General features: G+C 53.3%; 24 protein-coding genes. All 24 read left to right on the forward strand.

Annotated features, from left to right (window positions below; translation table 11 throughout):
• Positions 1-16 precede the first annotated feature (16 nt).
• Positions 17-328, forward strand: a complete 312-nt coding sequence (locus tag Q3A88_RS14165) for a protease inhibitor Inh/omp19 family protein (RefSeq protein WP_010281012.1) — start codon at positions 17-19, stop codon at positions 326-328.
• Positions 329-345: 17 nt separating this feature from the next.
• Entirely contained in the window at positions 346-2,073 is a 1,728-nt protein-coding gene (locus Q3A88_RS14170; protein WP_317178136.1) for a type I secretion system permease/ATPase, read from the forward strand.
• A 27-nt stretch (positions 2,074-2,100) separates the two neighbouring features.
• Positions 2,101-3,429, forward strand: coding sequence for an HlyD family type I secretion periplasmic adaptor subunit (locus Q3A88_RS14175; RefSeq protein WP_317178137.1), 1,329 nt, complete (start codon positions 2,101-2,103; stop codon positions 3,427-3,429).
• 2 nt (positions 3,430-3,431) lie between these two features.
• On the forward strand, positions 3,432-4,799 hold the full coding sequence (locus Q3A88_RS14180; protein WP_317178138.1) for a TolC family outer membrane protein: 1,368 nt from the start codon (positions 3,432-3,434) through the stop codon (positions 4,797-4,799).
• Positions 4,800-5,038: 239 nt separating this feature from the next.
• Positions 5,039-5,368, forward strand: a complete 330-nt coding sequence (locus Q3A88_RS14185) for a putative holin (protein WP_039287200.1) — start codon at positions 5,039-5,041, stop codon at positions 5,366-5,368.
• Between the two features lies 1 nt (position 5,369).
• Positions 5,370-5,981: a transglycosylase SLT domain-containing protein gene (locus Q3A88_RS14190; RefSeq protein ID WP_039527418.1), complete on the forward strand. Its 612-nt coding sequence runs from the start codon at positions 5,370-5,372 to the stop codon at positions 5,979-5,981.
• Positions 5,971-6,645, forward strand: coding sequence for a hypothetical protein (locus Q3A88_RS14195; protein WP_317178139.1), 675 nt, complete (start codon positions 5,971-5,973; stop codon positions 6,643-6,645). Before Q3A88_RS14190 ends, Q3A88_RS14195 begins: the two co-directional genes overlap by 11 nt.
• Positions 6,635-6,964 carry a hypothetical protein gene (locus Q3A88_RS14200; RefSeq protein WP_180791297.1) on the forward strand — a complete coding sequence of 110 codons (330 nt, stop codon included), beginning with the start codon at positions 6,635-6,637 and terminating at the stop codon, positions 6,962-6,964. The genes Q3A88_RS14195 and Q3A88_RS14200 overlap by 11 nt, the downstream gene beginning before the upstream one ends.
• A complete protein-coding gene (locus Q3A88_RS14205) occupies positions 6,957-7,268 on the forward strand; it encodes a hypothetical protein (protein WP_010281036.1) in 312 nt (103 codons plus the stop codon). The genes Q3A88_RS14200 and Q3A88_RS14205 overlap by 8 nt, the downstream gene beginning before the upstream one ends.
• Positions 7,269-7,499: 231 nt before the next feature.
• Positions 7,500-7,967 carry a Gp37 family protein gene (locus Q3A88_RS14210; protein WP_039500573.1) on the forward strand — a complete coding sequence of 156 codons (468 nt, stop codon included), beginning with the start codon at positions 7,500-7,502 and terminating at the stop codon, positions 7,965-7,967.
• Positions 7,964-8,161, forward strand: coding sequence for a hypothetical protein (locus Q3A88_RS14215; protein WP_039468777.1), 198 nt, complete (start codon positions 7,964-7,966; stop codon positions 8,159-8,161). Before Q3A88_RS14210 ends, Q3A88_RS14215 begins: the two co-directional genes overlap by 4 nt.
• On the forward strand, positions 8,151-9,578 hold the full coding sequence (locus Q3A88_RS14220) for a phage tail sheath subtilisin-like domain-containing protein (protein WP_010281043.1): 1,428 nt from the start codon (positions 8,151-8,153) through the stop codon (positions 9,576-9,578). Before Q3A88_RS14215 ends, Q3A88_RS14220 begins: the two co-directional genes overlap by 11 nt.
• On the forward strand, positions 9,578-10,102 hold the full coding sequence (locus tag Q3A88_RS14225) for a phage major tail tube protein (RefSeq protein ID WP_010281046.1): 525 nt from the start codon (positions 9,578-9,580) through the stop codon (positions 10,100-10,102). The genes Q3A88_RS14220 and Q3A88_RS14225 overlap by 1 nt, the downstream gene beginning before the upstream one ends.
• A 142-nt stretch (positions 10,103-10,244) precedes the next feature.
• Positions 10,245-10,565 (forward strand): phage tail assembly protein, encoded by a 321-nt coding sequence (locus Q3A88_RS14230; protein ID WP_039287185.1) that lies wholly within the window; start codon positions 10,245-10,247, stop codon positions 10,563-10,565.
• Positions 10,510-10,653, forward strand: a complete 144-nt coding sequence (locus tag Q3A88_RS14235; protein ID WP_086002476.1) for a GpE family phage tail protein — start codon at positions 10,510-10,512, stop codon at positions 10,651-10,653. Before Q3A88_RS14230 ends, Q3A88_RS14235 begins: the two co-directional genes overlap by 56 nt.
• A gap of 222 nt (positions 10,654-10,875) precedes the next feature.
• Positions 10,876-13,245 (forward strand): phage tail tape measure protein, encoded by a 2,370-nt coding sequence (locus tag Q3A88_RS14240; protein ID WP_317178146.1) that lies wholly within the window; start codon positions 10,876-10,878, stop codon positions 13,243-13,245.
• On the forward strand, positions 13,245-14,174 hold the full coding sequence (locus Q3A88_RS14245; RefSeq protein WP_317178140.1) for a phage tail protein: 930 nt from the start codon (positions 13,245-13,247) through the stop codon (positions 14,172-14,174). Before Q3A88_RS14240 ends, Q3A88_RS14245 begins: the two co-directional genes overlap by 1 nt.
• On the forward strand, positions 14,164-14,376 hold the full coding sequence (locus Q3A88_RS14250) for a tail protein X (protein WP_039551266.1): 213 nt from the start codon (positions 14,164-14,166) through the stop codon (positions 14,374-14,376). The genes Q3A88_RS14245 and Q3A88_RS14250 overlap by 11 nt, the downstream gene beginning before the upstream one ends.
• Positions 14,364-15,524: a phage late control D family protein gene (locus Q3A88_RS14255; protein ID WP_110162548.1), complete on the forward strand. Its 1,161-nt coding sequence runs from the start codon at positions 14,364-14,366 to the stop codon at positions 15,522-15,524. Before Q3A88_RS14250 ends, Q3A88_RS14255 begins: the two co-directional genes overlap by 13 nt.
• Positions 15,521-16,102, forward strand: coding sequence for a phage baseplate assembly protein V (locus Q3A88_RS14260; protein ID WP_110162547.1), 582 nt, complete (start codon positions 15,521-15,523; stop codon positions 16,100-16,102). Before Q3A88_RS14255 ends, Q3A88_RS14260 begins: the two co-directional genes overlap by 4 nt.
• Positions 16,103-16,160: 58 nt before the next feature.
• Complete coding sequence (locus tag Q3A88_RS14265; RefSeq protein WP_110162546.1) at positions 16,161-16,508, forward strand: GPW/gp25 family protein; 348 nt, start codon at positions 16,161-16,163, stop codon at positions 16,506-16,508.
• Positions 16,499-17,602, forward strand: a complete 1,104-nt coding sequence (locus Q3A88_RS14270) for a baseplate J/gp47 family protein (protein WP_052900268.1) — start codon at positions 16,499-16,501, stop codon at positions 17,600-17,602. The genes Q3A88_RS14265 and Q3A88_RS14270 overlap by 10 nt, the downstream gene beginning before the upstream one ends.
• Entirely contained in the window at positions 17,595-18,176 is a 582-nt protein-coding gene (locus Q3A88_RS14275; protein WP_110162545.1) for a phage tail protein I, read from the forward strand. Before Q3A88_RS14270 ends, Q3A88_RS14275 begins: the two co-directional genes overlap by 8 nt.
• Before the next feature lie 2 nt (positions 18,177-18,178).
• Entirely contained in the window at positions 18,179-20,521 is a 2,343-nt protein-coding gene (locus Q3A88_RS14280) for a hypothetical protein (protein WP_317178141.1), read from the forward strand.
• Positions 20,522-20,733 lie beyond the last annotated feature (212 nt).

Genomic DNA, 20,733 nt, shown 5'->3' on the forward strand with positions numbered 1-20,733 from the left:
AATAAGCGGAGGATGTATGGCGAGTAGTTTGAAGTTGCCTTCAGCAAGTGAGCTAAGCGGCGTATGGCAATTGCGTGGCGGGGAACAGCAGTGCGAGGTCGTGCTGCACAATACGCCGTTAGTGGATAACACCTGGCGCTTTGAAGGTGACGCGCCGTGTTTAAAAGCGCTGCTGCCGGATGTGCCTGCGGGATGGCGGCCGACGCCGGACGGTATCACGCTGACGAAAGAGCAGGGCCAGTCCGTGGCGTTCTTTAGCAAAGAAAAAGAGGGCTATACGCTGATATTGCCTGATGGCAGTGCACGTACGTTGCATAAACAGCCCTGACAGGAGAGGCAAACGCAGTGAGTCAACTAGCAAATAAGGAACGTTCGTTGTTGAGTATACTGCGTCCTTTCCGGCGCAGCTTTTGGAGCATTGGAATTTTCAGCGCCATCGTTAATCTACTGATGCTGTCGCCTTCGATCTATATGCTCCAGGTTTACGATCGCGTGCTGGCTTCGGGGAATGGCACCACGTTGCTGATGCTCACCCTGCTGATTGCCGGTCTGGGGATATTCATGGCGGCACTCGAATGGGTGAGAAGCCTGGTGGTCGTAAGGCTCGGTACTCGTATCGATTTACAGCTGAATCAGCAGGTCTTCAACGCCGCATTTGAGCGCAATCTGGAAGCTGGCGAGGCCAAAGCGGGTCAGGCGCTGAACGATCTCACGCTGCTGCGGCAGTTTATTACGGGCAACTCACTGTTTGCCTTCTTCGATATTCCCTGGTTTCCCTTCTTTTTACTGATGCTGTTCCTGATCCATCCGGTTCTCGGTTTTCTGGCGCTGGGAGGAACGGTGGTGCTGGTGCTGCTGGCATGGCTGAATCAGTATCTCACCACGTCGCCTTTAGAAGAGGCAAACCATGAAGCGCTACAGGCGACCCATCTTGCGGATACGCAGCTGCGTAATGCCGAAGTCATTGAATCGATGGGGATGCTGCCTAATTTGCGCCGCCGTTGGCTGGGGCAACACTACCGTTTTATTACGCTGCAAAATCTGGCAAGTGAGCGGGCCGCGGTTGTTGGGGCTGCATCAAAACATGCGCGCATTTTTCTGCAATCGCTGATGCTCGGCGTGGGTGCGATGTTAGCGATTAAGGGCGAAATCACACCGGGGATGATGATTGCGGGGTCAATTCTTGTCGGGCGCGTGTTGAGCCCTATCGATCAGTTTATCGGTATCTGGAAGCCGCTGAGCAGCGCACGGCAGGCCTGGTATCGACTCAGCCGAATCATGACGGCTTATCCACCCAAAGCGGAGGCGATGGCGCTGCCCGCACCGGTTGGTCAGCTCAGCGTCGAGAATGTGTTATTGCAGACGCCGCAAGGGGCATCGAGATTGCAGGATATCCATTTCTCGCTTCAGGCAGGCGAAACGCTGGCGATTTTGGGCGCATCGGGTTCAGGTAAATCTACGCTGGCACGTCTGCTGGTTGCGACGCAAACACCGACGCGTGGCAAGGTTCGACTGGATGGTGCCGATCTCAGTCAGGTAGATAAAACGGCGTTTGGCCCGGCAATGGGCTATCTGCCACAGGATGTGCAGCTCTTTAAAGGCACGCTGGCGGAGAATATTTCCCGCTTTGGCGAGCATGATGCGGAAAAGATTGTCGCGGCGGCGAAGCTGGCTGGCGTCCACGAAATGATTCTTAGCCAACCGCAGGGATATGACACGCCGCTTGGCGCTGACGGCAACGGGCTGTCTGGCGGGCAACGGCAGCGTATCGCTCTGGCGCGTGCGGTGTATGGCGATCCCTGCCTGCTGGTACTCGATGAGCCAAATTCCAGCCTCGATAACGAAGGCGAAATGGCGCTGGCGCAGGCGATCTCGCATCTTCAGAAGCGGGGAGCGACGGTGATACTCATTACACATCGTCCTGCATTAACCACGCTGGCGCATAAAATTCTGGTGCTCAATCAGGGTAAGCAACAGCGCTTTGGGCCAGCGCGCGACATTCTGAACGAATTGCAGCCGCGTCGTGCCGCCAATCAAGCACAAATGACACCTGCCGCCGCTGTCCAGCCGTAACAGGGAATGACGAATACAGGGAAAGACATGTCCGCATCGGAAATAAGTGAAGAGAGTATGAATCAGACGGCGCGGCGCGATGAAAAACGTGCCGTGCGTCTGGGGTGGTTGCTGGTGCTCGCTGGGTTCGGCGGCTTTCTCCTGTGGGCACTATTTGCACCGCTGGACAAGGGCGTCATGGTAAATGGCAGCGTCGTGATTTCTGGCAACCGCAAGGTTGTGCAGCACAATCAGGGCGGCATCGTCGATAAAATCCAGGTGAAAGACGGCGACAGGGTTGAGGCCGGTCAGATTCTGCTAACCCTAAATGAGGTCGATGCGCGTTCGGCGAGTGAAGGGCTGGATGGTCAGTACTTACAGCTGGTCGCGCGTGAAGGTCGGCTGCTTGCCGAGCAGCAGCGCCTGAGCGACATGGTGATGACGCCTCGCCTGCAACCGCTAGCGGAAAAACCGGAGATGCGAGTGATTACGGCATTACAGCGTGATTTACTGCACAGCCGTCAGCAGTCGCTCAAGCTGGAAGCGGAAGGCATGCGCTCAAGTATCGCGGGGATGGAGGCGTCGCTCAGCGCCCAGCGTCAGGTGATGTCCAGTAAGCAGAAACAGCGGGAGACGCTGGAACAACAGCTGCAAGGGCTACGCTCACTGGCGGCGGAAAATTATGTCCCGCGCAACAAAATGCTGGAGAACGAACGTCTGCTGGCGCAGCTTAACGGCGATATCGCCCAACTGGCGGGAGATATTAATCGTACCCGCCGTGATATAGAGCAACAAACGCTGCTGATTGCACAGCGCCAGCAGGAATACGACAAGGAAGTGAACAGCGAGCTGGCGGAGGTGCGGGCGCTGCTGAGCGATGTGAGCAGCAAGAAGGAAAAAGCCGATTTTAATCTGGCGAATATCCAGATGCGGGCGCCCGTTTCCGGTACGGTGGTCGGGTTGAAAGTGTTTACGGAAGGTGGTGTGATTGCGCCGGGACAGACGCTACTGGAGATCGTACCGGACGATCAGCCGCTATTGGTGGATGCGCGTCTTCCCGTGGAGTTGGTGGATAAGATCTGGCCGGGGCTGCCCGTCGAGCTGCAGTTCGTCGCGTTTAACCAAAGCACAACGCCGCGCGTAGCGGGAACGGTTGAGTTGTTGTCTGCCGACCGCCTGTTGGATGAGCGAGACGGCTCCCCTTATTACAGCCTGCGCGTTCAGGTGGATGAGGCTGGGAAACGTGCGCTGGAGGGGTTGGAAGTCAAGCCCGGTATGCCAGTTCAAGGGTTTGTTCGTACCGGAGAGCGGTCGTTCGTCAATTATCTCTTTAAGCCTTTAATGGATCGCCTGCATCTGGCATTAACGGAAGAATAATCATGCAAAGGATCGCGATAATCGTGCTGTTTGGGCTGCTTTCTTCGGGGGCCAACGCATTAGGGCTGCTTGATGCGTGGGAATTGGCGCTGCGTAACGACGCTCAGTTTCGTGCTGCGGGATTTGAGCATGCGGCAGGTCAGGAAGAGGAGACGATTGGGCGTGCCAATCTGTTGCCCAATCTCCAGTATGGCTATAATGCGAACCGCAGCCATTCCAAAGTCACCCAAACGGATAGTTTCACGGGTAACACGCTAAAACGCAATTATGACAGCTATACGTCAACGCTATCGCTGCGCCAGCCGCTGCTGGACTATGCGGCCTGGGCGCGTTATCAGCAGGGTGTTGCCCGCACGTTGATGGCCGATCAGCGTTTTCGCGATCGCAGTCAGGATTTGATGGTGCGGTTATATCAAGCCTGGAGCAGTGCGCTGCTGGCGCAGGAAAAGTTGCAATTGCTGGATGCGCAGCAGCGGGCGTATCAGGAACAGCTGACGCTGAATAAACGCCTGCTGCTGGCGGGTGAAGGTACGCTAACGGATGTGCGGGAAACGGAGGCGCGTTTTACGCTGATCGAAGCGCAGCGCATTGAACAGCAGGATAATCTGGATGCCGCGATCACCGATCTGGAAAATATGACGGGGACGGCGCTGGATATCACGACGCTGTCTCCTCTGGCGCTCACTCAACTGCCGTCTACGGAATCAGGCAAGCAGACACTGGCACAGTGGCGCGATCTTGCCGTGCAGCACAATGCCAAACTGGCGACGCAGCGCGAAGTGCTGGCGGTCAGCCGCTATGAAATCGAACGCAGCCGCGCCGGGCATTTACCTACGCTGTCGCTGGTGGCATCGTCGCGCAATAGCCGTTCGGAAAGTGAATACAACTACAACCAGAAATACGACACGCAGAGCGTCGGTTTGCAGCTGAATGTCCCGCTTTACGCTGGCGGCTCTGTCTCCGCATCTATGCGACAGGCGGCGGCGGAATATCAGCAAAGTCAGGCGGAGCTGGACGATCAAACCAAGAAAACGCTGGCGGAATTGAAAAAGTACTACAACCTGTATAACAACGGGTCGGCGAAAATTAAGGCCTGGCAAATGACGGCCTCGTCGGCGCAAGAAGCGGTCAACGCCACGCGGTTGAGTGTTGCAGGCGGAGAACGTATCAATCTGGATATTTTGCTGGCCGAACAGGATTGGTATAACGCCCGACGAGAGCTGGCGGAAGCGAAATACAGTTGGCTCCAGGCATGGCTATTACTGCGCTATACCGCGGGTACGCTAAACGAGAAAGATATTCTGGAACTGGCAGCCTGGTTTCAGCCTGCAACAGCGTCAGTTGCCAACAACAGAGCCATTAGCCAATAACAAGACCAGCAGACACTAAAACAAATGATAAAAATCATATACGGATAATCGGCTATGATTTTTATCAGCAGAGAAGTCTACGCACGTATAACGTGCAGTATGAAAAGTAGAAAGGGATGACGAATTGAAATGGTGCGATTCTGTGTGATATCGCGCCTCAGTAATACTTAAACTCCTTTAAAATCATAAAACCTCCTCATTTTAGATAATGGCCTCCATTCTTATCAGGAGGCTTTATCGTGAAAAAAATCAAAAAACCGCGTCTTACCGGCTGGATTGTGACATCCGCTTTTCTCTTTGCTGTTATCGGGCTGATTTCACCACAACAGCTTCCCGTCACCGTTTATAAGCTCTCGCTTATCTCACTCGCTGCGGTACTAGGTTATTGGCTGGATCGCTCGCTGTTTCCTAAAGCGCGTCCCGGTTTGTTCCTCGAACAGGGTGATGAGCCGGTTCCGCATGGACGTTTCCCGGTTCGGAAAGGTCACCACACCGTATTTGCCGCCGCGATGTTACGACGTGCGCTGATTGTGTCAGCCGTTTGCATCGGCGTAGCGATGGGGTTGTGATATGCGACACCTTCTCATCACGCTGCTTGTTAGCCCGATGCTTTTTAGCGCGACGGTCTGCGCCGACACGATCCCTCGGGCCGCGCAGGCATACCGCAGTGATGTGATTCGCAGCGCACGGTTGGATTGGGGCATGAATGCCCCGATTGCTGACTTTGCGGCGCAGCTGCATCAGGAAAGCGGCTGGAATCCTAGGGCCGTTTCACCCGTCGGTGCACAGGGGCTGGCGCAGTTTATGCCGGCCACCGCCGACTGGTTTAGCGGTATCGTTCCTGAACTTCGTGCTAATCAACCGTTTAATCCCGCCTGGGCGATCCGTGCTCTGACGGGCTACGACCGCTGGCTGTGGACGCGAATCAGCGCCAGCAACGACTGCGAACGCATGGCAATGACCTTATCGTCCTACAATGGCGGGCTTGGCTGGTTACAGCGTGATAAGCAACGCGCGAAGATCGCCGAGAAGGACATACTCCGCTGGTTCGATCATGTGGAAACTGTCAATGCTGGGCGCAGTGCCGCCAACTGGCGTGAAAACCGTCATTATCCCGACCGCATTTTGCATCAGTTGGCGCCACGGTATTTGAGCTGGGGGAGGGCGAGCTGTGTGGAATAGTCTGTTTCTCAATAGCCTGAAATCCTTTTTTTCACCACGAGTGGTTGCCGTCCTGCTTGTCGTGGTGTTGCTACTCGCGGTCTATCTGACCGGCCGTCATCAGGGTTATCAACTGGCGCAGGCACTGGGGGATGCCGAGCTGGCGAAACAGCAGGCGGCATTCAACTTGCTACAGCAGCAGCAGGCCGAAACTCAGAGCCAGCTACTACGTGCGGCGGCGGAGCAATACCAGCAGCAGGTAGAGCGTGGGAATCAACTCGAACAGCGCTATGTCGCAGCGCGTCAAAAACTGGCAGCGGATAACGCCGCTCTGCAACGGAAAATCGACCATGTTACTCAGCAATACATTGACGAAAAAGGCAAAGTTCAGCCTGTGCAGTGCGTGTTTACTCGTGGCTTCGTGCAGCACTACAACGCCGCTTTCGGTCTGTCCGCCAATGGTGCCTCAGACATTACCGCCGCTGCCCGCCGCACTGGCGCAGCGTCCGCTCTCGGCGCAACCACTAACACCGAATTACAGCCTTCAGGCGTCTCCCAGCGCGATATTCTCGCCAACATCAGCGACAACGGAGAGCGCTATCAAGCGCTGAGTGCGCAGGTTAACGCGCTGCTGGATTACATCGACGCGCTACAACAGGCAGGGGAGGTAACACGTGAAGATTGAAGTGGAATTCTGGTCGCTGGTCGGCCTGCTATTGTCGTTTATGAGTTTCCTGTTTGCCGCCGGACGGATTCTGCTCACTCAGATTGAAAAGCGACTGAACGAGCGTTTTGCCGCTCTGGAAAATGCACGCCAAAAGAGCGAGCAAGGCTGGACGCGACTGGAGCGCGAGTTTCTGGAATTTCGTGCTGACTTACCGCTGATCTACGTGCGACGTGAGGATTACATCCGTGGTCAGACGGTCATCGAAGCCAAGCTGGATGCGCTTTATAACAAGCTGGAATTGGTGCAGCAGCGGAATTCGGGAGGCAATCATGGCTGATACGCAGCGTATCCGACAGGAATCGATGCGCTGGCACTTGCTTATCGCATTAAACAAAACGCGGCCTTACACCGCGAATGAAATGTTCCTGCTAGCGCTGATGCAGCGGCTGTATGCCGATGCCTCGGAGCCGGAGCTGCGTCATGCACTGGATTATCTGGCCGATCGCAAGATGGCGGTATTGACCAAAGCGGTGGGCGGCGTCTGGCTGGCGAATCTTACCCGCCTTGGTGTGGATGTCGTGGAATATGCGGTTGACGGTATGGTTGGCATCGCCCGGCCAGAAAAATATTGGGATCGGTAATCCCATCGCATTGGTTTCTCTCTGTCTTTGCGCCAGCACGATTGTGCTGGCGTTTTTTTATCGAAAGAATTTTTATTTTTCAGCGTATTAGCCGTCTTTTTTCAAATAAATCACTTCGCTGTTTTTTCTAAAACAGATTAAAAGCCGCAGCCAACCATTATCCGGATACTAGCGCCATCAACACGGTGTGCCACCAAAACAGTGCGCCATTAACACAGCGGGTGAACGGATATGAATACCAGACCAATTATCGATGCGGTGATAGCCCGCCTCCAGCAGCACTTACCTGCACGGCGGATTGCGTCCTGCCCAGAAAACATTCTGATCAGGCCCGATCTCCTGACACCTGGCGATGTACTGGTGGGGTATCGCGGTTCCGAATTTTCCGCACCGGAAGATGCGGATTCTCCGGTTCAGACGCAGCGACCACAGCTGATGGTTGCCGTGCTGCTGCCGGAGCTGGATGGCGAAGACGGCGTGCTGGCCACGCTCGATATCGTCCGTCAGGCGCTGGGAGGATATCGACTGCCTGACTGTCATCGCGGTATTCGGCTAGTACGCGATCGCTACGTTGGTTACACCGAAGGACGCTGGCATTACGCCATCGATTGCACCACAGAAACCCTTTTTATCGAAGACCGCGAGCAGACGGATGGTCCGCTGCTTACCACGGTTAATTATGAGGAGAAAGACGCATGAAATACCGCTACACCGGCCCCGCCAGCGGCGTCACGCTGGCAGATGGTCAGGAAATTCTGCTTTGGCCCGCTCAGGTAACTGAACTGCCGGCAGATCATGAGTACGTGAAAACGCTGATCGCGCTGGGCTATTTGCTGCCTGTCGCGGATCAGGTTCTGGCTGATAACGCAACGGAGGTGACCCTTGGCCGCTAATTATTTACATGGTGTAGAAACAATTGAAGTTGAAACCGGTGCTCGTCCGGTGAAAACCGTCAAATCTGCGGTGATTGGGCTGATTGGTACGGCGCCGCAGGGTGCGGTAAATGACGTTACGCTGTGTCTGTCCGAAAAAGACGCGGCACAGTTTGGTAGCCAGTTCGGCGGCTATACCATCCCGCAGGCACTGGATGCAATTTACGATCACGGCGCGGGTACGGTTCTGGTCATCAACGTGCTGGATCCGGCGAAACACAAATCGTCTGTGAGCGCAGAAAAAGTCACCTTTGACAAAGCGACCGGTACGGCACAACTGGCGAACCGCGTGGTTGCCAAAGTGGTGCTGACGGCGGCAGAAGGCGGTCAGCCGTTTGTCGAAGGTCAGGACTATACGCTGGATGCACAAACCGGCGTACTGAAAAATCTGGGTAAAAACATCGATGTGACCGCTGTGGTCAGCGCGTCTTACGACTTTGCTGATGTCACGAAAGTGACTGCCGCTGACATCATCGGCAGCATCAACGCCGCGGGCAAACGCACCGGTATGAAGCTGCTGAACGATACCTACAACCTGTACGGCTTCTTTGCCAAGATTCTGATTTCGCCGGTGTTCTGTACGCAAAATAGCGTAACGACCGAGTTGATCGCGCTGGCCGACAAACTGGGCGCGATTGCCTATATCGATGCGCCAATCGGTACCACTTTTGCGCAGGCGCTGAGCGGCCGTGGCCCGGAAGGCACGATCAACTTTAACACCAGTTCTGAACGCGCTCGTCTGTGCTATCCGCACGTAAAAGTGTACGACGCGGAAACCAACAGCGAACGTCTGGAACCGCTGTCGGCGCGTGCCGCGGGTCTGCGTGCCAAAGTCGATCTGGATAAAGGTTTCTGGTGGTCATCATCCAATCAGGAAATCAAAGGGATCACCGGCGTAGAGCGCCAGCTGTCCGCGATGATTGACGATCCGCAGAGTGAAGTGAACCTGCTGAACGAGCAGGGTATCAGCACCATTTTCAACAGCTACGGCTCCGGCCTGCGCCTGTGGGGTAATCGCACCGCGGCCTGGCCAACAGTGACGCACATGAAGAACTTTGAAAACGTGCGTCGTACTGGCGATGTGATTAACGAATCCATCCGCTATTTCAGCCAGCAGTATATCGATATGCCGATCAATCAGGCGCTGATCGATGCGCTGGTGGAATCCGTCAACGCCTACGGTCGCAAGCTGATCGGTGACGGCGCGCTGCTGGGCTTCAAATGCTGGTTCGACGCTGCGCGTAACGAACAAACCGAACTGGCGGCAGGGCACCTGTTGCTTAACTACAAATTCACTCCGCCGCCGCCGCTTGAGCGTCTGACCTTTGAGACGGAGATCACCTCGGAATACCTGGTAACGCTGGAGGGCACTAACTGATGGCCGGGAAAATTGAAGTAAACCGTATTACCAACGCCAACATCTACATCAACGGTACCAACCTGCTGGGGCGTGCACAGGAAATCAAACTGCCGGATATCTCCATGATCATGCAGGAGCACAAGGCGCTGGGCATGGTCGGCAAGATTGAACTGCCTGCGGGCTTCGACAAGCTGGAAGGCGAGATCAAGTGGAACTCCTTCTACCGCGAAGCGATGCTGGCGGCAGCGAACCCTTACCAGTCGCTGGCGCTGCAGTGTCGCTCCAGCGTGGAACGTTATGGCTCTCAAGGCCGTATCGAAGAAGTGCCGTTGGTGACGCACATGACCATCATGTTCAAAAAGAATCCGCTGGGCACGTTCAAGCAGCACGAAAACCCGGATTTTAGCAGCGCATTCAGCTGTACCTACATCAAGCAGGTGATGAACGGTGAAGACCTGCTGGAACTGGATTACCTGTCCAACATCTTCATGGTGGGCGGCGTGGATCAACTGAACAGCTACCGCGCCAATATCGGCGGTTAATCTGGTATTCATTGACTAAGTAAGGAAAGAAAGGGGCTTCGGCCCCTTTCTTATGCCTGCCGCTTTCGTTTTCTAATTCACTTTAAAATCGTTATTCCTCGCCGCACGCGATACTGCTCCCGACATTTACTAAGGAGCCGTTATGCACACTGAAACCTATTCTCTGCAATTCCCTTACACCACTTCTGCCGGCCAACGCGTGGAGTCCATTTCGCTCAAGCGTCTGAAAGTCAAAGACATCAAAGCGGTGAAAAAAATCAGCGATGACCCGAGCAACTGGGACGACGCGCTGCTGTCACGCATGACCGGTCTGGTGCCGGAAGACATCGATGAGATGGATGCGCAGGACTACATGGCGCTGCAAAAACGATTTCAGCAGTTACTTGGGTTGGATAACGCAGCCGGCGCTGCTGTGGAAAGCGCAGGCCCTGCTGGCGAGGTGGTTTCGCTTTCAGCCGAGTGAGATTGATGCGCTGGAACTGGACGACTTTGAACACTGGCTGGATGAAGCCAGCGAACAGATAAAACGTGAGAACGGTGAGGAAGACTGATTACTGACAGGATTAATTAGGCCACCATCCACCCAACCCGGCCAGCGACAGGACGCTGGCCGTTTTCCTCCCTCACCACCTGTCTTCTTCTCCCGCTTATCACTCGTCCTTTTCCTCGTTTTATCCCCTGTTTGTGATGGGGAAACCAAACTGGAGCGGCGCAAGCCGCCGTCTCCGATCCGCCCCGCAAGGGGCTTTTCTGAATGAGAGTGAACCGTGGATATGCTTTTAAACGGTGTCATGCTGGGCAGGGCGTTTGGCGCCACGCTGGATGACACAAAAAAATCGCTGCAGCCACTTAGCGATAAACTCAAACAAGCTGAGGAGTGGCAGCGTCTGTTTAATCAGTCGCTGGAGCGCTTCGGCAATGTCAGTTTGCGCAGCACACAGGTGACATCCCGACTGAGCCAGTCACTAAGTAAATTGGTAACCAATCAGGAACGGCTGGAGGGTATCCAGTCACGTCAAGAAACACTACGTAGCCGTCGGGGTGAACTCGCCGACGACTTTAAGACTAAGCGTGAGCAGTTTGGTTCTGTCATGAAGCCGATTGTGGCGTCGGTTACACACTATGCCTCGTTTGAGGCGCAGTTGCGTGACATCAGCGTTGCTCATGGGATATCGAGTGAGCAAGAAAAGTTGATGGGGCAGAAACTGCGTCAATCTTCTCAACAGGTGAACCAAAAGCCAGATGCATTGCTCGGTAGTGCCGGGCAACTGCTTTCTTACGGCATGTCACCGGATCAGGCAACGGATGTTGCGGCAGTTTTAGGGAAAACGTCAACGGCCTCTGGCGCGGCGCTGTCCGATCTTACTGCACTTTCGGCCACATTAGATGACGTGTTTAACCTGAAAGGTGCTAAGGCGCTGGAGGAATCCTTCTCCCGCATGCTGGCGGGCACGAAACAGGGTTTCTCCATGGCGTCGATGACGCAATACGCGACTGCGCTAGCTCCAGGGTTTACGGCGATGGGGGCGACGGGCAATCAGGCGTTGAGTCAGTTGGTTTCAAGCCTGAGCGCGACAAAAGACGCGGATACAGAAGCGAACACGGCTGCCCGGCTGGAGAGTTTCATGAATTCGGTGGGACGAACTGACATTGCCGACAGCTACTACAACGCGGGCGTAGATTATAACGCGTCACTAAAAAGCTACATGAAAGGTGGGTATTCACAGTACGACGCTGCGGTTCAGATTAGTAACCGATTCATCGACAGCAAAGGCAGTCAATTCCAGCAACTATGGGATAAGGCCAGTAAAGCGGGCAACGTAGACGCACAGCAAAGTTTAATGCAGCGCTACGGATTGCAGGAGGTGTTCCGTACACCAGAAGCTGTCAATCATGCGATGTCGATGAAGCAGAACTGGCAGAGCTATCAAGCGAACCAACAGCGAATGAACAGCCCGACAGCCACGCAAACGTTGGGTCTCGACCTCGCCCGGCAGAATGACACATTGACCGGGCGTTGGAATCAAATGACAACGTCAGTGATGAATATTGCACTCAATGTGGGGGAAGCGCTGGTGCCAGTATTGGTTTCCTTGAGTGACATACTGATTCCTATTCTGGATCAACTGGTGACCTGGACGGCGGCGAACCCTGAACTGGTTCGTGGGATCGTGATGGCCGTTGCCGGTTTCTTCGCGTTCAGAATGGCATTGAGCGGTGCGAAGCTGGGGATTACCACACTGTTATCGCCTTTACTGAGCGTTTGGGAAGGTATTTTGCAGGTTCAGCGTGGCTGGCAGCTGTTCAATGCGGGATTAAGAACGACCGGAGTGTTGCAAGGTATTGGGGGGATTTTGAGCCGGCTGGTTGGTGGAATTGGAGCATTCGGACGTATGCTGCTGATGAATCCGATTGGCTTGGCAGTAACGGCAATTGTGGGGGCTGTTTACCTGATTTACCGATATTGGGAACCGATTAGTGCATTCTTTAAAAACCTCTGGTCGCAAGTCAGCCAGGCTTTTAATGCGGGATGGGAGGCGCTCAGCAATGCGGTATCTGGTGGCGTAGTAGGTATTACCGCTTTACTGCTCGACTGGTCGCCATTTGGCGTGCTGTATTCCATCTTTGCCGATGCTGTCAGCGAATTGGGCATTCAACTTCCCGGTAGTTTAAGTGAACTCGGTGGCGTGATTATTGATGCATTGGTTAAGGGGCTGATCAGTTATTTCCCCGAGCTAAAAAACGTCCTGAAAACGATCGACGAATTTATTCCCGATAGCGTTAAAAACTTTCTGGGTATCGGCTTGAAAACCGTCTCTATCGAAGCTGGCGGCCAACCTGTGGCTGCCAGTGCTGTAGCCACGCCAGTTCTAAAACCCACGTCGGTATCTGCATTGTCGCTAGAACCAACCCCGCAACAGCGTGTTGCACTGACACCAACTGTTGGTGGAGCGAAAGGTAAGTTAGTCACCGCAGCCCCTTCCGAACGTGTTCAGGTTGCTTTTTCTCCCACCATTTATCTCAACGGCCAGAAGGCCGCGCCAACGCCTGAAATGACGAAGACGCTGACGCTTAGCATGAATGAACTGGAAAATATGTTGAACAAGCTGCTCACTCAGCGTGAGCGCAGGGGGTACGCCTGATGTTTGCGGTATTAGGAAATATTGAATTTAAAGTGACCGCATACTGGGACGGCTTTAATACGTCATTCGGTGCAGATTATGCCGAGCATGGCCGCATTGAAGGTAAACCCGGTCTGCAATTCATCGGTGCGAAGCTGGACGAAATTACTATTAGTCTGGTGTTTCACAAGCAGTACTGCACGCCGGATGTGGAGTTGAAGCGGTTGACTGAGGCGATGCGGGCGCATCAGGCGATGGCGTTAGTCTTCGGCAATGGAGATTATCGCGGCTGGTTTGTGATTACGGCACTGACGTCGACCAGCGAACATACCGACGCGAAGGGCAACGTATTGGCCATGAATGCCTCGCTAACGCTGCGAGAATATATTGGCGATCCGAAAAATCCGCTCAAGCCGCCTGCGATAGAGACGCCTGTTCCTAACGTCAGTGCCATCACCACGGCGGTCCAGAAAGTAAGCAATTTTTCAGCTTCACTACGCACGGCTGTCACGTATGCCAAGAAGGCACATTCAGCCGTTAATGCGGCGAGAACCACCGTTCAGATTGTAAAACGGATGAAGGACAATCCTGAAACCGCGCTGTTGCAAATTCCCGGACTGCTAACGCAAGTCGGGAATGTATTGACGCCGTTAAGTCAGGTGGAACCGGCGTTTAAAAAAGTGGCAGAGGCCATATCTGATACGGCGGTTCAGGCAGAGAAGATGATGCCTGAAATTACAGCGGTTAATAAAGCGGCGAATGAAATGCTGAGTCAGGTCAAGCAAGTTGCCACCTTGTTGCAGGGCGTCGACAGCAAAAACGTTATCGAGAAGCTGGAAGCCATCAGTAAACATGTTGAGGCCGCTAGCGACACATTTAAAGGCGCTGAGCCTGCGCTGAGCAAACTGACGGCGGAAATCGTGAAGAGGGTTGAAGCATATGCACCTTGAACATATCACTACACAGGGCGAACGTTGGGATACCTTGTCCTACCTGTATTACGGCGATCCGCTCGGCTATCCGCGGATTATTGCGGCTAACCCGCATGTCCCCATTGTGCCGCTGTTGCCATCGGGTTTGGTGGTGCTGATTCCGATTATTGAACAGGCAGAGGTCAGTAAAACGGAGGATACCCCACCATGGCTGCGTTAACGGAAGAACTAACCCTGTCCTCTCCTGCGGTGTCGGAAGTACTGCAACCGGCGTTCACGTTGTGGTATCAGCAAAAAGACATCACCAATGATATCGCGCCGTATGTTACCAGCGTGACGTATACCGATAGCATTAAGAATGAATCGGATTCGATTGAGGTCAGGCTCGATGATACCGATGGCCGCTGGATAGATAAATGGTATCCCGGTACGGGCGATACGTTATCGCTCAAGCTGGGCTATCTCGGTGAAATGCTGTTTGACTGCGGCACTTTCTCGATTGATGAAATTGAGGTGAGCTCACCGCCGAGCGAAGTGATGATTCGCGGCGTTGCGACATCGGTCAATCGTGCGTTGCGAACCAAATCAAACCGCGGTTTTGAAGATACAACGTTAGCCGCGATTGCGACACGTATCGCGAAAAAGCATCAGTTGATGCTGGTAGGGAAGATTCAGATCATCAAGATCGATCGCGTTACACAATATGCGGAAACCGATGTCGCTTTTCTAAAGCGGCTCGCCAGTGAATATGGCTATGTCGTGAAGGTGGTCAGCGACCAACTGATTTTTTCCCATCTGGCGGCGCTACGCAATCAGGCGTCTGTTCGGCAAATTAAGCCAACGGACGTCGCGCGTTTTTCACTGAGCGATACGATCAGCCACGTCTATAAAAACGCTAAGACGAAATATCAGAAAGGGAGTGAAAAGAAACTGATGGTTTATGAAGCCAACGGTGGCGCGAACAACGAAATGAAGTCTGCCGGTGCTGAGACCAGTGCGGATACGTTGAAAGTTAACGTGCGTGCGGCGGATGCTTCTGGAGCAAGGATGAAAACGGATGCCGCGTTGGATGCGCACAATGAAAAGCAACAAAAGGGGTCGATGACGTTGATGGGCAGCCCGCAGTTGGCGGCGGGGAATAAAGTCGAACTGGTGTCATTCGGCCAACTTTCTGGCCATTGGTTGATCGAATCGGCTCGCCATGCTCTGGAACGTGGCAGTGGTTATACCACGGAGATTGGGTTGATTCGCGGGCCGACTACGGCGGGCAAGCGGAAATCGGATGGCGGAAAAACGCTGGTGACTTACCACCCGGATGGCAGCCAGACAACGCAGAAGGTTAAGAGCAAAAAGGATATAGGCTTATGAGTTTATCTCGTCGAATTGGCACGATAAGCGCGGTGGATGAGGCTCGCGTGATGGTGCGCGTTCGTCTACCAGAGTGCGACAATCTGCGTACGGCCTGGCTGCCGGTATTACAGCGCAATACGCAGAATAATAAGGATTATTGGTTGCCGGATATTGGCGAACAGGTCGAAGTTCTGCTGGACGGCAACGGCGAGGATGGCCTGGTGCTGGGGGCGATTTACTCTGCCGCCGATGTGCCAACGCTGGTAGATAAGGACAAAAGGGCGGTAACGTTCGCTGACGGCGCGCATATTGAATACGATCGCCGAACGCATACGTTAACGATCAACGGCGGCGTGCAGCATATTGCGATTAGTAGTGGCACTGACGTGGTGGTTAACGCGCAGCGTGTCACTATCAATGCGCCAGAGACGACGGTGACGGGCAAGCTTCTGGTGCAAGGGCAACTCACCTACGAGAGCGGGATGTCCGGTTCCGGCGGTGCCAGCCTCAGTGGCGATGTCAGTATCTCCGGTAACGTCAGCGCTAGCGGCAGCGTCATGGATGCCGGCGGTAACTCCAACCACCACTCGCACTAGCGTTTTCCTAAACCGCTTTACAATTCTTTCCTCTCACCGGGGGCGACAATGGCCCCCTATGAAAACTCAATCTGTTTTTTGGCAACCGGCGCTGCAACGTTCTGGCGACATCGTCGAAGGAACGGCAGATATCATGCAGGCGATTCACATCATCCTGCGGACACCCTGCGGCAGCGACCCACATCGGCCTGACTTTGGTAGCAATCTACATCTGTATCTCGATTATCCGATCGATCGTGCGATCCCGCATGTCGTCAGGGAATCGGTAGACGCGATCAAACGATGGGAACCTCGCTGCCAGCTACTGGCGGTTAAACCTTCTGTGAATGGGGCTCACCTGACGCTGCACGTTAGCTGGAAAACCGCTAACGGCGTGACACAGACCACGGAGTTGTTATGGCGCTGACAGAACCCAATTTTATTGAACGCGATGCGGCGAAGATTACCGCCGAAATGATCGCGAAATATGAAGCTGATTCGGGGAAAACACTCTATCCGGCGCAGGCCGAACGCCTGCTGATTAACCTCTTTGCCTACCGGGAAACCTTATTGCGTAGTGCGGTCCAGGAAGCCGCCAAGCAGAACCTGGTTGCGTTTGCTCGTGCACCGATGCTGGATTATCTGGCAGAACTGGTCGGTGTCTACCGTTTGGCGGCGCAGCCGGCACGTGCAGAGCTTCGCTTTACTCCTGAAACGCCGCTAGTCAGCGATCTGCTGATTCCTGCGGGCACTCGCGTTAGTGCGTCGGACAGCGTGATTTTCACCACCGACAGCGACGCGTTGCTGAGAATGAACGGTAGCGGCGTCACCGTGTTGGCGACCTGTACCGAAAGTGGTGATGTGGGTAATGACTGGCTGCCTGCCCAGATCAGTACGCTGCTGGATGAGATTGGCGACAGCGATTTAAGCGTCATCAATATCACCAAAAGCAGCGGCGGTTCCGCCGAGGAAGATGACGATCGCCTGCGTGAACGTGTTCAGCTGGCACCAGAATCGTTCAGTACGGCGGGATCGAAACTGGCGTATCGCTTCCATGCGATGCGGGCACACCAAAACATTGTTGATGTGGCGGTGATGTCGCCCGAACCGGGTGAAGTAGTGCTGTATCCGTTGCTCAGCACGGGGTTGCCGGACAGCAGCATGCTTTCGCTGGTGGAAAGTTTTTGCTCTGACGAACAGGTGCGCCCGCTGACGGATTTTGTTTCCGCCAAATCACCCACGCAGGTGGATTACGCCATCAGCGCCAAATTGACGCTGTTTAACGGCGAACAGGCTGGCGTCGTTCAGGCCGCCGCAGAAAAAGCGGTGCAGGCCTGGGTTGAAACCCGTACTGCCACGTTGGGGCGCGATATTGTCCCAAGCCAGATTATCGCCACGTTATCCATCCCCGGCGTGTATCAGGTTGAGCTCGTTTCGCCGTCATTGATGGTGCTTGATGACAGTGAATGGGCGAACTGTACGGGCATCAATGTCAGCGTCGTCGGGGTGTCGAATGGCTGATTCACAACAACTGCTGCCACCGCCGTTGGCGGCTGATGCCAGCTTTCGTTCGCTGGCGGAGCTGGCCGACCGCTTTGATGACATCGATCTGAATGCTTTGCTGGTTTATCTGATCGATATCGCTGATGAGAGCGCCTTGCCCTGGTTGGCAGAGCAGTTCTCGTTGTTTGGCGATGGCTGGGAACTGGCGGAATCGGATGATTCTAAACGTGCGCTGATCAAGGCCGCTATCGATCTGCATCGAAGCAAAGGTACCCCCTGGAGCATTAAAGAGATCATCCGCCGCTTCGGCTTCGGTGACAGTACGCTGATCGAGAACATTGGCCGCCTGAGCTACGACGGCGAAGCCACCTACAACAACCTTTATGTGCATGGCGATAAAGCAGCGTGGGCAGTTTATCGCGTACTGCTAAAACAACCGATTACCAACGATCAGGTCAGAATGCTGCGTAATGCTATTGGGATGTTTGCCCCAGCGCGGTGCCATCTGGCCAGCATCGAATATTGGGAAGTGCCTATCCGCTACAACCGGACGGCAATATACGACAGTAACTACAATCATGGGAGCGCTTGAACATGGCGAATTTGTCAGAGAACCCACAATGGGTTGACGGCATTTACCAAATCGAAACGTCAGATCCGGTCGTAGGTGGACCGGACGGTGTTTCAAACCGACAGGCTAAAGAATTGGCCAGTCGTACCAGCTATTTGAAAAAAGAGCAGGAAAAAACGGGCAGCGATCTGGCGAAGCACACCGCCGCCGCTGATCCGCATACGCAATATGCACCGAAGGAGAATCCCACCTTCACCGGTACACCGAAAGCGCCAACGCCTGCAACCGACAGTAATAGTCAGCAGATCGCGACGACGGCATTTGTGCGCTCGGTCGGTTCGACGAAATTGGCTAAAGATCAAAACGGGGCAGATATTCAGGATAGAGAACTGTTTAACCGCAATCTGGGTTCATCGCGTGCATACAGTTCTTCTATCCCCATTGGAGGAAGCGCCGGTTTATGGACAACCGCTGAGTTTATTGGCTGGTTAGAAAGTCAGGGTGCCTTTGTTCACGCCTATTGGGTGTGTCGTGGTTCGTGGTCATATGCCCATAATAAAATCATCTCTGACACTGAGTGTGGTCAGATACCACTGGCTGGCTCTGTTGTTGAGGTTATGGGGCAAAACGATGCCACGACAATCAGGATAACAACGCCTTCAACAACGCCAGCTGGGTTTAGTGACTCAGCGAATGCACAATTCACGTATGTCTATAACGGTATTGATTATTCTCCAGGTTGGAGACGTGATTACAATACGAAGAATAAACCGACGGCGGCTGATGTTGGCGCGTTACCGGTGAATGCAGTGGCTCAGGCAGCGGCAAAACTCGCAACGCCCCGTACCATCAACGGCGTCCCGTTTGATGGCTCGGCCAATATTGCACTGACTCCCGCAAATATTGGCGCATTGCCAGCGTCAGGAACGGCGGTGTCTGCTGCAAAATTAGCCGTCGCGAGAAAGATTGCTGGTGTGGCATTTGACGGCACGGCAGATATAAATATTAATTCTCAAGGTATTTTCTCGGCATCGTTATCTATCGGCAATGCTGTTGATTTGAACGCTTATACCACGCCGGGACTATATCATCAGGCTGCAAATGTTCAGGCAGCATCGGGCAAAAATTACCCAGAGGCGCAGGCAGGTTCGCTTGAAGTTCTGAAACATGCTGGCATTACTCAGGTTTACCGTATTTACAACAACTCCCGCTGTTACAAACGAACCCAGTATTCGGGAGTGTGGTCTGCATGGGTGCTGGATTACGATACGGAAAATAAGCCTACTGCAGCAGATATTGGTGCTATGGCAAAAACAGATGCTGATAATAATTATGTGCGACAGGGCTCATCCGGTGTTGTTTATAAGAATGATGATCTTGCATGGAATAGCCCTACTGGTGCGTATTTAAAAGATAACGGTACACATTCATCCCTAATTTGGCATATGGGATTAAATACCGGTTCGGCATCAGCAGCTCAGTTTTATTTTGACTTTGCTAATGGCGGAGTAAAATATCGAAGCTCGCGTGATAATAGTGGTTTTGAAAAACCGTGGGCACGTATTTATAGCGATCAAGATAAACCTACTGCTGCTGAAATTGGGGCATTACCAGTTGCAGGAACTGCGGTGTCGGCCACTAAATTGGCCATTCCGCGTAAAATTAACGGTGTGGAATTTGATGGAACAAGTGATATTAACTTGAACCTTGGCTTTAAGTTGAAAGCATTAGGTCAATACTCCCCAATGAATGGTGTTGGTGTTGAGTTCACCGCAGTGAATGCAAATACATTGCGGTGCTACATTACGCGTCAAGACCAAGGGTATTATGTCGAACTGGGTGTGACAAAGATGGTTCTGGTTGATGCAACCCTTACTGATGTAATCAGTGCGCCATATGTTCGTCGCCGTCTAGCCGGAAGTTTCCCTGTAACAAAGATCACAATGGATAATGGTCTTAATGCGTCTAATGGTATGTGGGAAATTAATTACCCTAATCACGGGGTTGCTGTTGGTTCAAAAAAATCTTTCTATATTATGGGATTGGTTTACCGTGAAGTGGGGATGCATGCGATTGGACAGGTTGCTGATATTGATGGGTTGCAATACCAGATGAACGTGGAGTTAGACACTCCCGTTTCAAATCTCCGAGTGCCCATCATTGCTCATGCCGAGTCTGAATTAAGTTCATATTTTGCAATTCCTATTCAAGTATATGGTCGCAAGAATTTTGTTAATCAGCGGTTTGGTTCCATTGCTCATGCGGATTTTCTTGATAACAGCCATATCTCTGTTTGTGCGTCAGACAACAACACGGATGGCATTATTATTTCTTCGATGGTTACTGTTATGATTTACGACCTCTAATAGTGCTTTAATTGAGTGATGGTTATAGCGATAACTTATAATTTTTACTATCAAGTGCTTATGAATATTTCCCTATCAGTATGCCTGATTTTGTAGTTCATCGCTCATGGGGTGCCGTATTCTATTATGCGGCACCTCATCCTTCTAATAGTAATCTCACTATTTATATCTCCACCCCGGATAGAATTATCAGAAGCTAACCAGAGTATTTC

The organism is Pectobacterium sp. HCp5_1, assembly GCF_032905925.1.
GTDB classification, from domain to species: domain Bacteria; phylum Pseudomonadota; class Gammaproteobacteria; order Enterobacterales; family Enterobacteriaceae; genus Pectobacterium; species Pectobacterium brasiliense_A.

What these genes read in the sequence shown, in the direction of transcription:
- Q3A88_RS14165 (WP_010281012.1), top strand. Translation starts at nt 17, where the DNA reads ATGGCGAGTAGTTTGAAGTTGCCTTCAGCAAGTGAGCTAAGCGGCGTA.
- Q3A88_RS14175 (WP_317178137.1), top strand. Translation starts at nt 2,101, where the DNA reads ATGTCCGCATCGGAAATAAGTGAAGAGAGTATGAATCAGACGGCGCGG.
- Q3A88_RS14180 (WP_317178138.1), top strand. Translation starts at nt 3,432, where the DNA reads ATGCAAAGGATCGCGATAATCGTGCTGTTTGGGCTGCTTTCTTCGGGG.
- Q3A88_RS14190 (WP_039527418.1), top strand. Translation starts at nt 5,370, where the DNA reads ATGCGACACCTTCTCATCACGCTGCTTGTTAGCCCGATGCTTTTTAGC.
- Q3A88_RS14205 (WP_010281036.1), top strand. Translation starts at nt 6,957, where the DNA reads ATGGCTGATACGCAGCGTATCCGACAGGAATCGATGCGCTGGCACTTG.
- Q3A88_RS14210 (WP_039500573.1), top strand. Translation starts at nt 7,500, where the DNA reads ATGAATACCAGACCAATTATCGATGCGGTGATAGCCCGCCTCCAGCAG.
- Q3A88_RS14215 (WP_039468777.1), top strand. Translation starts at nt 7,964, where the DNA reads ATGAAATACCGCTACACCGGCCCCGCCAGCGGCGTCACGCTGGCAGAT.
- Q3A88_RS14225 (WP_010281046.1), top strand. Translation starts at nt 9,578, where the DNA reads ATGGCCGGGAAAATTGAAGTAAACCGTATTACCAACGCCAACATCTAC.
- Q3A88_RS14230 (WP_039287185.1), top strand. Translation starts at nt 10,245, where the DNA reads ATGCACACTGAAACCTATTCTCTGCAATTCCCTTACACCACTTCTGCC.
- Q3A88_RS14240 (WP_317178146.1), top strand. Translation starts at nt 10,876, where the DNA reads ATGCTTTTAAACGGTGTCATGCTGGGCAGGGCGTTTGGCGCCACGCTG.
- Q3A88_RS14245 (WP_317178140.1), top strand. Translation starts at nt 13,245, where the DNA reads ATGTTTGCGGTATTAGGAAATATTGAATTTAAAGTGACCGCATACTGG.
- Q3A88_RS14250 (WP_039551266.1), top strand. Translation starts at nt 14,164, where the DNA reads ATGCACCTTGAACATATCACTACACAGGGCGAACGTTGGGATACCTTG.
- Q3A88_RS14255 (WP_110162548.1), top strand. Translation starts at nt 14,364, where the DNA reads ATGGCTGCGTTAACGGAAGAACTAACCCTGTCCTCTCCTGCGGTGTCG.
- Q3A88_RS14260 (WP_110162547.1), top strand. Translation starts at nt 15,521, where the DNA reads ATGAGTTTATCTCGTCGAATTGGCACGATAAGCGCGGTGGATGAGGCT.
- Q3A88_RS14265 (WP_110162546.1), top strand. Translation starts at nt 16,161, where the DNA reads ATGAAAACTCAATCTGTTTTTTGGCAACCGGCGCTGCAACGTTCTGGC.
- Q3A88_RS14270 (WP_052900268.1), top strand. Translation starts at nt 16,499, where the DNA reads ATGGCGCTGACAGAACCCAATTTTATTGAACGCGATGCGGCGAAGATT.
- Q3A88_RS14275 (WP_110162545.1), top strand. Translation starts at nt 17,595, where the DNA reads ATGGCTGATTCACAACAACTGCTGCCACCGCCGTTGGCGGCTGATGCC.
- Q3A88_RS14280 (WP_317178141.1), top strand. Translation starts at nt 18,179, where the DNA reads ATGGCGAATTTGTCAGAGAACCCACAATGGGTTGACGGCATTTACCAA.